The sequence below is a fragment of the Flavobacterium inviolabile genome (genome assembly GCF_013389455.1).
GTDB classification, from domain to species: Bacteria; Bacteroidota; Bacteroidia; order Flavobacteriales; family Flavobacteriaceae; genus Flavobacterium; species Flavobacterium inviolabile.
This window is the reverse complement of record NZ_CP058278.1, coordinates 1,493,907-1,506,104: the sequence shown is the minus strand read 5'-3', so window position 1 is coordinate 1,506,104 and position 12,198 is coordinate 1,493,907. Positions and strand designations below refer to the sequence as shown.

9 protein-coding genes are annotated in these 12,198 nt (G+C 39.6%); 5 read left to right on the top strand and 4 right to left on the bottom strand.

Annotated elements, in window-relative coordinates:
* Positions 1-4: 4 nt before the first annotated feature.
* The 4 genes from pdhA to porU form a co-directional block, all read right to left on the bottom strand.
* A complete protein-coding gene (gene pdhA / locus HW120_RS06540) occupies positions 5-1,003 on the bottom strand; it encodes a pyruvate dehydrogenase (acetyl-transferring) E1 component subunit alpha (RefSeq protein WP_177732290.1) in 999 nt (332 codons plus the stop codon).
* Between the two features lie 250 nt (positions 1,004-1,253).
* Positions 1,254-1,736 (bottom strand): cytidine deaminase, encoded by a 483-nt coding sequence (gene cdd, locus HW120_RS06535; RefSeq protein WP_177732287.1) that lies wholly within the window; start codon positions 1,734-1,736, stop codon positions 1,254-1,256.
* A 75-nt stretch (positions 1,737-1,811) separates the two neighbouring features.
* Positions 1,812-2,984, bottom strand: a complete 1,173-nt coding sequence (gene porV / locus HW120_RS06530; RefSeq protein ID WP_177732284.1) for a type IX secretion system outer membrane channel protein PorV — start codon at positions 2,982-2,984, stop codon at positions 1,812-1,814.
* A 40-nt stretch (positions 2,985-3,024) separates the two neighbouring features.
* Positions 3,025-6,891: a type IX secretion system sortase PorU gene (gene porU, locus HW120_RS06525; protein WP_177732281.1), complete on the bottom strand. Its 3,867-nt coding sequence runs from the start codon at positions 6,889-6,891 to the stop codon at positions 3,025-3,027.
* 213 nt (positions 6,892-7,104) lie between these two features.
* Here porU and gldJ point away from each other — a divergent pair, with 213 nt between their 5' ends.
* The 5 genes from gldJ to HW120_RS06500 all read left to right on the top strand — a co-directional run bounded on the left by gldJ (position 7,105) and on the right by HW120_RS06500 (position 12,188).
* Positions 7,105-8,781: a gliding motility lipoprotein GldJ gene (gene gldJ, locus HW120_RS06520; protein ID WP_177732277.1), complete on the top strand. Its 1,677-nt coding sequence runs from the start codon at positions 7,105-7,107 to the stop codon at positions 8,779-8,781.
* A gap of 76 nt (positions 8,782-8,857) precedes the next feature.
* Complete coding sequence (locus tag HW120_RS06515) at positions 8,858-10,141, top strand: UDP-N-acetylmuramoyl-tripeptide--D-alanyl-D-alanine ligase (RefSeq protein WP_177732275.1); 1,284 nt, start codon at positions 8,858-8,860, stop codon at positions 10,139-10,141.
* A gap of 105 nt (positions 10,142-10,246) precedes the next feature.
* Complete coding sequence (locus HW120_RS06510; RefSeq protein ID WP_177732272.1) at positions 10,247-11,098, top strand: alpha/beta fold hydrolase; 852 nt, start codon at positions 10,247-10,249, stop codon at positions 11,096-11,098.
* A 6-nt stretch (positions 11,099-11,104) separates the two neighbouring features.
* The gene (locus HW120_RS06505) at positions 11,105-11,611 is read left to right on the top strand and encodes an RNA polymerase sigma factor (RefSeq protein WP_177732269.1); all 507 of its coding nucleotides are present in this window, start codon (positions 11,105-11,107) and stop codon (positions 11,609-11,611) included.
* Entirely contained in the window at positions 11,598-12,188 is a 591-nt protein-coding gene (locus tag HW120_RS06500) for a hypothetical protein (protein WP_177732266.1), read from the top strand. The genes HW120_RS06505 and HW120_RS06500 overlap by 14 nt, the downstream gene beginning before the upstream one ends.
* Positions 12,189-12,198 lie beyond the last annotated feature (10 nt).

The window sequence follows — 12,198 nt, the reverse complement described above, 5'->3', positions numbered from 1 at the left end:
TCGATTATAATTTATGTGGTAAAAATGGGTAATTCTCCTGATCATATACTACGTCATACATTACGTTTAAGTCCGGGTATGGCGATTCTTCTGCAAATTTCTCACACTCATCAACCAGGTCTTTTACGCGCTGATCAATCGCTTCGATTTCTGCTTCGGTAGCATAGTTATTTTCTTTAATCACATCCAATACCTGAGTAATCGGATCTATTTTTTTGTATTCTTCTACTTCTTCTTTTGTTCTGTAATGTTGGGCATCCGACATAGAGTGACCTCTGTAACGGTATGTTTTCATTTCGATAAATGTAGGTCCGTCCCCTCTTCTGGCTCTGTCAATAGCTTCCGCCATTGCTTCGGCAACTTTCACCGGGTTCATTCCGTCTACAGGTCCGCAAGGCATTTCATATCCTAATCCTAATTTCCAGATATCGGTATGGTTTGCTGTTCTTTCTACAGACGTTCCCATTGCATAACCGTTGTTTTCAACGATAAACACAACCGGAAGTTTCCACAACATCGCCATATTGAAGGCTTCGTGAAGTGATCCCTGACGGGCTGCTCCATCACCAAAATAGGTTAAGGTTACTCCGCCTGTTTCGAAATATTTATCCGCAAATGCGATACCCGCTCCAACAGGAATCTGCGCTCCAACAATTCCGTGACCTCCATAAAAACCGTGCTCTTTAGAGAAAATGTGCATCGATCCGCCTAATCCTTTAGACGTTCCGGTTGCTTTTCCCAAAAGTTCTGCCATTACTCTTCTCGGATCGACACCCATACCAATTGGCTGAACGTGGTTACGATAAGCAGTAATCATTTTGTCTTTTGTAAGATCCATTGCGTGAAGTGCACCTGCTAAAACGGCTTCTTGCCCATTATACAAATGTAAAAAACCTCTAACTTTTTGTTGGATATATAATGCAGCAAGTCTGTCTTCGAACTTTCTCCAAAGCTGCATATCTTCATACCATTTAAGGTAAACTTCTTTTGTAATTTCTTTCATATTGCTTTTACTTTTGCTGTTGTCCCTTATCTGTTGAAGCAGAACATGGCACATTACACAATTTTGCGAAGTGCAAAAATAAGACATCGCCCGAACACGTGAAAATTTACACGGATGTATTTTCGTTAATTTTTTATCAACTTTTAAAAAACGGCTTCACAAAGACACTCTTCATTAACGATAAAGAAGTTTCTCCCTTTATCACATCACAATCCGGTATAAAATAGTTACACGGCTAACACTTTAATTCCTATAAAAACTTTTTATCAAAGTGGAAAGGCAATATATTTTTCAGGGAATCCGAGTGGTACACTTCCCCTACTTCTCCCATAAAATACAATTCAATCGGGTTTTCCTGTTTGAATTCATATTCCGCTATCGACTGGCGGCAGGCGCCACATGGCGGAATCGGCGATTCGACCGGTTTTTCTTCGGAAGTGGCCGAAATGGCTATTTTTAAAATCTGTGCGTCCGGATAAATTGCTCCGGCCTGGAATATTGCTACTCTTTCGGCACATAATCCTGACGGATAGGCTGCATTTTCCTGATTGGAACCAACCACTACTTTCCCGTTATCCAATAGGATGGCAGCTCCTACTTTAAATTTTGAGTATGGCGCATACGCTTTTTTCCGAATCGCTACTGCCTGCTCCATTAAAGGTTTAACATCTTCCGGCAATTCATTTTCTGAATCATAAACCAAAAATGAAGTAGTAAAATCTATCTTTTTCATTCTAAACTTCTTTTAGACAAAAAATCCAAATTCCGTACGGAATTTGGACACTTTGTTTGTTATTTTATCTATCTGCTAATATTCATCATAAGAATCTCCAAAATTGAATGTTAAGGAGAAACGCAAGGTGTTTTCAAGTGGGTTTCTAACTTTAGACGTAGAGAACAAATAAGAAACGTCTACTTTTACAACACTGTATTTAAATCCGGCTCCCATAGTAAAATATTTACGGGCTCCTTTTAATTCACTTTCATTAAAGTAACCGGCACGTAGTGCAAAGGCATCCTGATACAGATACTCTGCTCCCAAAGCCCAGGTAAATTCTTTTAACTCTTCGCTAACACCGCCCGGTGCATCACCAAAAGATTTAAACATTCCGGAAACCCATCCTGTTTTTCTGTAATCGGAAATAGCAATATTTCTGTCGTTATTATCAATTACTCCGTCACCGTTAACATCTGTTACTTCCGGTGGCGTTGGCACCAATAACTTATTCACTTCTCCCATTACGGAAACTTTATTGTATTCATCCAGAATAAAATCGAATCCCGCTCCTAACTTTAAGTTAGCCGGTAAAAAGTTACTGCTTAAATCATCGTTATCATAACTGATTTTCGGTCCCATGTTCTGGAAGTTAAAACCAGCTCTCCAACGTCCGTCGAAATCAGAATAAGCGATTTCTTCCGACTGGTAGAATCCAGCGATATCAACCGCAAAAGTGTTTGCTGCAGAAGCGTCATTCGTTCCGTCATTAATTTTCAGATTGGAACGGATATAACGTCCGGCAACCGCCATGGCAAACTGATCACTCAGTTTTAACGAGTAGGACCCGTCCAAAGCAAATTCATTCGGACTTACGGTGTTTAACTGATTCCCTAAGGCATCTGTTAATTGTATGTCTCCTAAACCAAAATAACGTAAGCTTCCTGCAAAAGCACTACGCTCATTAATTCTATTAAAGTAGGTTATCTGCCCTAACGAAATATCATTAGCAATGGAAGTAAGATAGGGGGTGTAGCTCACTGAAAACCCTTGTTTTGTTAATGCGAAAGCATATTTAGCCGGGTTATATTGTTGTGAATATGCATCGGTAGAACTGGAAACACCTATATCCCCCATACCAGCTGCTCTTGCATCTGCAGCGATCATCAAAAAGGGAACACCGGTTGTGATAACTCTATCCTGCGCATTCATCCATTGCGTTGCGCCTGCAAATAAACACAACGATAATATTGCAATTTTTCTCATCCGTTTTTATTTGGTTTAATTCAACAAATATAATATTTTATTAAAGGATTACAAGTTTCTCGTACTTTTCTGCCCTTTTATTTGAAACGGCAGATTTAACGGTTAACTTATATACATAAACTCCTTTTCCGATCCGATCTCCAAAATCGTCCCTGCCATCCCACTTGATGTCGCGCGACAGAAACCCCTCTGTTAGTACGGTTTGGTTAATTGTTTTAACAATTTTTCCGGTAATCGTCATGATCTGCACCTGTACATCCAAAGGTTCATAAGGGCTGTTATGGGAGAACCAAAATTCGGTATAACTTACAAAAGGATTCGGATAATTTAACACTTTATCCAGCTCCAATCCTTCATCGCCCACTACTATAAACTGAATTTCGGCCGTCACTAAATTATTATAAACATCCCATGCCTTAAACGTGAGCGTATGCAATCCCTTCGCTAAATTCCGGAACGGGAATCGCAGCTTTCCTTTAGTATAATCATCCGGAAAGGTTTCATAATAATCATTCATCACATACGGCCTGGTCTCGTCGCCATCCAGAATCCCGACAATATCATGCCCGATTCCGCTTGCTGTATTAATCCCGTTTTCGTCTTCCAAAAACGCTAAAAGGAACGGGGAAGCATTCGTGATTCCGCCCGACACAAAAGATTCGTCATTCATATACAAACGCACTTTCGGCGGCATGTTATCCACCGCTGCATTGGCATTAATCCCTCCAATCTTTATCAGCGTGTCATAACCGGTCTGGTTTTCCAGCACCTGTTTCTTTTTCGAATAAAAACTGATCCTTCCGTTTCCTACCGGGATACGGATATCTTTCGGCATTACAAATCCAAATTCGAATGCCCCGTTAGTAACCGATGCATTCCCTCTGAAAACCGTTTCTCCCAGTGTTGTAAAGTTCATAATGATCAGTCCGTTATTATCTGAGGTTCCATTATTCCCTAAGGTGCTTCTGGAAATTTTCTTATCAAAGATCTGTACCGCTAAATCACCATTATAGTTTGTCAGTAAATTATCGTTTTCATCTGTCACTTCCCCGGTTAATTTTACATGCGCCAGTGCCTGTAAAACATCGGTAGATTGTGCCACCGGAACATCATTTACTTTTGTAAGCCTGATTTTTGGTTTTGGAATAGCCAGTTTTACAGCCGGATCTCCAATAAAAAACACGACATTTCTGTTTTCCGTCAGGTTTTCATTTTTTGTTCTTCGCAATGCTTCCGCCATCGTATCATAATTATCCGATCCGAAAGAATACAAAAACTTACTCAATGATTTATTCATATTCAATCCGGTAGTAATCCCTATTTCACGGGTTGTTGCCACTAAAGAGATAGCACCTCCGGCAGTATTCCAGTACATATACTCTCCTCCGGTTGGACGGTACGGATTATCAAAACGTGTAAATTCGCAAGTAATTGTAACAAACAAAGGATAACGGTACCGATTGGTCAGATTTTGCGCATCGGCTTTATCAAAAATTCTTTCCTGCGCCAAACCGTCTTCCCCGCCGTGTCCGAAATAGTTAAAAACCAGAGAACCCTGGGCAAAAGCATCCAGAATATCCTGTCTGGCTTTAGGATAACGTTCTCCACCTGCCGCCACTTCCTGAATATAGGAATCGGTATGAATTTTTTTAACGTTCACAAACGGTTTTTTCTGATACAGTTCATCACCCAATGCATTCAGATCAAATTGTAATGTAGCATCGGTAGTATTATCGGCATCATCCGAAATCAGCACATAACCGTTACGCCATCTTCCATAGGATTTCTCATCGTGATATTCCAGCACTTTATTAATCATTTCCGCAGCCTGCTGATTAGAGTTTACCAGCATTCTGCCCACAGCAATATCCAGTCCGGAAGTCGTTAGCATTGTTCCTTCATTCGGATCCATCAACACATAAAAATCATCCGACATAAAAGAGGCATACGCCGAAAAGTTCTGCGAGTTATTCACTTTCGAATCATTCGGATTCAGTCCGTGAAACACCGGAACGACATTTGTATTATTCGGAATACGGTTTTTGTAATCGAACGACGCATCTCCGAACATATTTACATAGCGCACTCTCTTATTGGTTGCCGAAGCATTCCAATATACATATTTTATAAAGTTTCGTATCGCTGCTATATCCTGTTTACCGGAAGAGAATTCCGGATAAATATTTTCAAGATTCACCACTTTCACATTCAGTCCCGAATAGTTCCGGTGAAAATTAGCCAGACGCTCTGCCTGTCCGTTTAAAGAACCCGGTGTTATAATAAGGTAATCGATATCCTGAAATTCGCCTTGCTGGTTTTTAAAAATCGTTCCTTTTAAATCCTGATTGGCAATACGGTTTGTACCATCACTCAGCGGCGTGTACAAATCGTTATAATCAACCGCTATATATTTACGGACTTCACCCAGATTAGCTCTAAAGGAAAAAGTACCCAGACCGGTATTTTCAAATTTTGTAACATTATAGATATCCGTAACATCCCAAACCTGCCCGATTCCGGAAGCATTTGACACAACATACTCCCCTACACCTATATTATTAGCCGCATCATTTATGTAGAACAAAAATTGTTTCCCATATCCCGACAGCTGCCGTTTGGATTCTAAAGCAATAAAATCCAGGTAACCGTTTGAGGACGGTACACCGCCATTATCGTAAGTCATTTTCACGGCTATTTCTCCGGAGGTTGCATTAAAACTGCCCTGCAGCTGGGTTTCATAAGCTGCCACATGCACATCCGGATCCAAAGAACTGAATCCGATTGTCCCGATGGTCTGCTCATTGGCTTTTACCAGAAAAGAAGAAACACCATAGGAAGCAGACGCCGCATTTACCGTGATTTTTACCGGAACCGATGTAACAATATTCGGGATCTGGAATTTAAACGTTTGCTCATTTTCTAAATTAAACGATTCTCCAAACCATTTTCTTCCCAAACGCCCGATGTTAATTTTATCCACCTCATGAAACCGGTAGTCATCAAACTGGTTAATTGTTGTTGTTACTGCCGCCGTTGGCTGCACATTGGTATTGATCCGTTTTCCGTCACCGCCTTTCGTGGTTATATAATAAAAGGAGCGGTCACTATATAAATTAACATTTGTCAAACTTTCTTTGTTCCAGCCTTCCGGTCCTTCGGCATAAAACACAATATAATCGTATTCACCGAATTCACCATCATTCTCCCCTATAACCTGAATCGCATTTTCCGTCAGATCATCCGGATATGGCGTACTGTTTAACAAGGGCAGCATTCTTCCGCCATTGCCATAAATTTTAAGTTTCCGGGGATCGATATTGACATTCATCCCTAATTGCTCTAAAAATCTTCTGGAAATTTTATAAACCCCGGAACGTTCCACATAAAACCTGTAGAAATCTCCGGAAGCCAAAACAGAATTGGAAACGGCACTTACGTTAAAGTTCTGCGCCGGTAATTTGGCAGCACTGCCGGAAGAAAAATCAATATCTAAAGAAACGACTCTTTTAAAACCGTCGCCTACCTTAATAATAGGTGAAAAAATAAGGATCGCTTTTTGCTCGTCATTTGCAATAAAATACTCCAGCTTTTCATTGATTCTATCACTGAGTGAGGTAACGGACAGGTCTTTTAAATCTGCTCTCGAAACGGTTTCATAAACAATATTGGATACTTTCAGCGATTTAACATCTACAAATCCGTTAACGGGGAATGCTTTTTTATAGCGGACAGCCTTCAAATCGGCATTAAATTCAAAGTTTTCGGAAGCAAACTGCGGTACGGTATATTTAACCGTTTCATAGCTTATCGCTGCGGCCGGTTTCCATGTAATAACAATATGTTCTTTCTGCTGCGAAAAGGAAAGCAGGCTAATAAATAAAAAGATAAAGAGTATATATTTTTTCATCAACATTCAAAACGTATTAATTATACATATATTACAAAGAGAAAAAATATTTTTTTTAAAAACTAATTTCATACAATATATATTAGCATCCAACGTTCTTACTATTATATTTAACAAAAATTTATAATTAGTTTTAATAAATCACAAAAAAATTGTTGTCGTTTAATGGTTAATTATTATATTGCGGCACTAAAATTATACCTAACTGAAAGTATGAAAATCAACAGAATTATGGCTTTACAATTGATGGCTGCATTATCGCTATCAATTGGTTTTACTGGTTGTAGTAAAAAATCAGGGTCAAAAGGAACTTCTGCAGCTACAGGTTGGAAAATCAACGATAAAAAAGGTGGTTTCCAATACAATGCGAAGTACAAAAAACAAGAGACTCCTCCAGGAATGGTTGCCGTTGAGGGTGGAACATTCACAATGGGTAAAGTACAAGATGATGTAATGCATGATTGGAACAACACTCCAAATCAGCAACACGTACAGTCTTTCTATATGGATGAGACTGAGGTTACCAACTTCATGTACACTGAATACTTATTTTGGTTAAAAACTATTTTCCCTCCAACAGATGAGAATTATAAAAACATCTACGTTGGTGCATTACCGGATACTTTGGTATGGAGAAATCGTTTAGGATATAACGAGACTATGACCAACAACTACCTAAGACACCCTGCTTATGCAAACTACCCGGTAGTTGGTGTAAACTGGATTCAGGCTGTTGAGTTTAGCAAATGGAGAACGGATCGTGTTAACGAGGCTATCTTAGAGAGAGATGGATACTTGAAAAAAGATTCGAAAATCACAGAGGCAAAAGCAGAAAGTACTTTCAGTACAGAATCTTACTTAGCTTCTCCTTCTACTACTTATGGTGGTAACGAAGAATTGGTTTACAAAGGTCAACGAAATAAATTAGCGGGTAAAGAAGACGCTAAAAACGTATATGCTCAAAGAACTACCGGTAACATCTTACCGGAGTACAGACTTCCAACAGAAGCAGAATGGGAATATGCTGCTACATCTTTAGGAGGAATCAGAGAGTACAATACTTATAAAGGTAAGAAAAAATATCCTTGGAGTGGTCAGTACACACGTTCTGGAAAAAGACAGTACAGAGGTGACCAGTTAGCCAACTTTAAACAAGGAAAAGGAGATTACGGCGGAATCGCAGGATGGTCTGACGATGGTGCTGATATCACTAACGAAGTAAAAAAATACCCACCAAACGATTTTGGATTGTATGATATGGCTGGTAACGTTGCCGAATGGGTTGCTGACGTTTACAGACCGATTGTAGATGATGAAGCAAATGATTTCAACTACTACAGAGGTAACATCTACATGAAAAACAAAATTGGTGAAGATGGAAAAGTGGAAATGGTTACTACAGAAAACATCACTTATGATACTTTAAGTAATGGTAGAATCATGGCAAGAAACTTCCCTGGACAAATTGCTCAGGTAGCTATTGACGACAACGAAACCTATTTAAGACAAAACTTCTCTAAGAGCGACAACAGAAACTACAGAGATGGTGATAAACAATCGACTCGTTTTTACAACTTCGGAAATGAAGAAGACGGTGCTGACGAGAAGAAAAACAATAAGAATAAAATGTACGATTCGCCAGAGCACTCTGTAACGAAAGACAGTTTAGGAAATCTTATTAGAAAATATGACCACTCTAACAAAAGAACAACTTTAGTAAACGACGACAGTAGAGTTTACAAAGGTGGATCTTGGAGAGACAGAGCTTACTGGTTGGATCCGGCATCAAGAAGATACTATCCACAAGATATGGCTACTGACTACATCGGATTCAGATGTGCGATGTCGAAAGTAGGACCAAAATCCGGTAAGAAAAAAGCCAGAGGATAATAAAATTTTCATACATACTTTTTTAAAAGCCCTAAAACTATTTTAGGGCTTTTATTTTTTTTATTACTTTCACGCTATGAAAATAGAAGAACTTTACCAGTGTTTTTTACAAAGTACAACCATTTGTACCGACACTCGAAAAATAGCACCCAACTCTTTATTTTTCGCCCTGAAAGGTGAAAACTTTGATGCCAATTCCTTTGCTCAGGAAGCGTTAAACAAAGGCGCTTTATTTGTTGTTATCGACAATAAAAAGTACCTGACGGATGCCGATAAAATGATCCTGGTAACCGACAGTTTAAAAGCCTTACAGGCATTGGCCAACTATCACCGGAAGCAGCTTGGCTTACCCATAATTGCTTTAACCGGGAGCAACGGTAAAACAACCACCAAAGAACTGATCAATACTGTTCTTTCACAAAAATATACTACCAAAGCCACGATCGGCAACCTGAACAATCATATTGGCGTACCGCTGACGCTGCTATCTTTCGACGAGCATACCGATATCGGAATTGTTGAAATGGGTGCCAACCACCAAAAAGAAATTGAATTACTGTGCTCCATAGCCGAGCCGGATTTTGGTTATATCACTAATTTTGGCAAAGCCCACCTGGAAGGCTTCGGAGGAACGGAAGGCGTAATAAAAGGAAAAAGCGAGCTATACCAATACCTGGAACAGCACGACAAAACGGCTTTTGTAAATCTGGACGACACCATACAGGAGGAAAAAACACAGGCGATAACCCGCTATACTTTTTCCCGGGACAAGGCAGCCAATGTGAAAATCGATGCCGTTTCTGCCAATCCTATGGTTAAAATCGGCTTTGAAGGGACCGAAATCCAATCGCACCTCATCGGTATTTACAATGCCAACAATATCAATGCCGCAATCAGTATCGGGAAATATTTCAATGTTCCCACAGCCGATATTAAAAATGCTATTGAGAATTATATTCCAAACAACAACCGCTCCCAGCTGATCGAAAAGAATTCAAACCATATCATACTGGATGCTTACAATGCCAATCCAAGCAGTATGAATGCCGCTATTGAAAACTTTACACAACTGGACGGCGCTCCCAAAATAGCTATTTTAGGAGACATGTTCGAGCTTGGCAAAGAAAGTCTTGAAGAGCACAAAAATATCGTTCAGCTTTTAAGCAACAATCACGAGATCGAAACGTTTTTTATCGGCAATGATTTTTATGCCAATCAAACACAAAACCCGCATTTGCACTTCTTTGCCTGTTTTGAGGATTTCTCGGAAAAATTCAGGTCTGCAATACCACAAAACGCTGTAATACTGATAAAAGGTTCCCGAGGAATGGCTCTGGAAAGAACCCTGGAACTGCTATAATAAAACGCCACGAATGTGGCGTTTTTCATTTTTTTATATTTTTTTTGTAACAAATGGTATACATCGGTATCAAAAGAACAACCAATCATAAAAAAAACAAACCTTATGAAAAATGTAATCTTTACAATACTGATCGTATTTCTTGGTTTCACTTCTTTTGCACAGCAAAAATCATTTGATGTAAAAATAATCGGAAAAGGAAAACCGGTAGTATTAATCCCGGGGTATTCCTGCAGCGGCGATGTGTGGAAAGAGACTGCCGATCATTTAAAAAACAAATACCAACTGCACATTTTAACCCTTGCCGGTTATGCCGGGACAAAACCAATAGACAGCCCGATACTACAGACTGTTCACAATGAAATCATAGCCTATGTAAAAACAAATAAGTTGAACAAGCCTATTGTAATCGGTCATAGTCTTGGTGCTTTTATGGGACTCTGGCTTTCCAGCAGCGAACCGGATTTATTTGGCAAATTAATCTGCGTGGATGGTGTTCCGTTTATTTCCGCCTTAACCAATCCCGACATTACAGCCGATTCTTTAAAAGACGATCCGAGATACAACTTGGAAGCCGTTATCAACAACTTTAAAGCCATTCCAAACGAAGGGTATGTGGATTATATGACCAAAGCGATGCTATATCAGGTTCAGGACTCCACCAGAGCCAGACAGATTGCCGAATGGAGCTACGCCAGCGACAGAAGAACTCTTGGTGCCACGATTATCGAAATGTCATTAACAGACCTGCGAAAAGATATTGCCCGCATTAAAAGCCCTGTATTGGTACTGACAAGCTTGTTCAATACCAAAGAAAACAGTACGAAAATTTACAACCAGCAATATGCCGCCCTTCCGAACAAAACCATTAAAGTTGCCGACAGCAAACATTTTATCATGTATGACCAGCCGGAATGGTTTTATACGGAAATCGATACTTTTTTAAATTCAAAATAAGCACACGTGACATTAGAGCAGCAAAGAGATACCGTTTTCAGGGATTTATACGCCCAATACGCGGCTAAAATACACCGGATATGCCTCGGATACACCGGAAACGCGATGGAAGCCGACGATCTGCTTCAGGAGGTTTTTATCAAAGTATGGCAAAACTATGACAAGTTCAGGGGAGAATCCAAAATAGCCACCTGGATATACCGTATTGCCGTGAACACCTGCCTGTATCATATCCGTTCTCAAAAAAACAAAAAGACAACGGCTATTGAAAACAGCAACATCCATTTAAAAACAGAAGAGCCCGACAGCAAAGAACAACAGATCCAGCTGCTATACAAATGCATCAGCGAACTGGCAGAATCCGACAGGCTGATCATTACGATGCTGCTGGAAGACGTTCCCTATGCAGAAATAGCCGCAGCAACCGAAATTTCAGAAGGCAACCTGAGAGTAAAAATCCACCGTATTAAACAACAGTTAAGCACAATCTACAAGAAATATGAAAGAGTTTGATAATCTGAAAGAGCTGTGGCAGCAACAAAAAGAAAGCACACTTCCCGATGTTACCGTCATTATCGATAAAGCAAAGAAAGCGAAAAAGCAAATGGCAAATAAGATCATCATACAGGTTATGGTACTTTTATTAACCACTGTCGCTATCGGCGGAATTGTTTGCGGCATTGACTTTAAAATGGCAACAACATTTACCGGCGTAGCCTTAATGCTGTTCACTATTTTAGCCTATTCCGCGTTACGTTTGTACCAGCTCAACATGCTGAAAAAAATTGACCTGACCCTTTCGCCAAAAGTAGTTTTATCTGAAATGGAGCATTTTTACAGTTTCCAGCAGAAAGTAAGTACCAAATACACACTGCTTTATTTTGTCCTGTTAAGCATTGCCAGCGGACTTTACTTTATAGAAGTGATGCAGCCAATGTCGGTAATGTTCAAAACCGTCGGCTTAACCGTCTTTATTGCCTGGATGCTCATAGCCTATTTTATCATTGGTAAAAAACAGATGCGCAAAGAGTATGACAAAACAGAAAGCATTATCAATGCACTAAAAGAAATCGAGAAAAATTATGACTAATAAATAAAAA

What these genes read in the sequence shown, in the direction of transcription:
- porU (WP_177732281.1), bottom strand. Translation starts at nt 6,891, where the DNA reads ATGAAAAAATATATACTCTTTATCTTTTTATTTATTAGCCTGCTTTCC.
- cdd (WP_177732287.1), bottom strand. Translation starts at nt 1,736, where the DNA reads ATGAAAAAGATAGATTTTACTACTTCATTTTTGGTTTATGATTCAGAA.
- pdhA (WP_177732290.1), bottom strand. Translation starts at nt 1,003, where the DNA reads ATGAAAGAAATTACAAAAGAAGTTTACCTTAAATGGTATGAAGATATG.
- HW120_RS06500 (WP_177732266.1), top strand. Translation starts at nt 11,598, where the DNA reads ATGAAAGAGTTTGATAATCTGAAAGAGCTGTGGCAGCAACAAAAAGAA.
- HW120_RS06515 (WP_177732275.1), top strand. Translation starts at nt 8,858, where the DNA reads ATGAAAATAGAAGAACTTTACCAGTGTTTTTTACAAAGTACAACCATT.
- HW120_RS06510 (WP_177732272.1), top strand. Translation starts at nt 10,247, where the DNA reads ATGAAAAATGTAATCTTTACAATACTGATCGTATTTCTTGGTTTCACT.
- gldJ (WP_177732277.1), top strand. Translation starts at nt 7,105, where the DNA reads ATGAAAATCAACAGAATTATGGCTTTACAATTGATGGCTGCATTATCG.
- porV (WP_177732284.1), bottom strand. Translation starts at nt 2,984, where the DNA reads ATGAGAAAAATTGCAATATTATCGTTGTGTTTATTTGCAGGCGCAACG.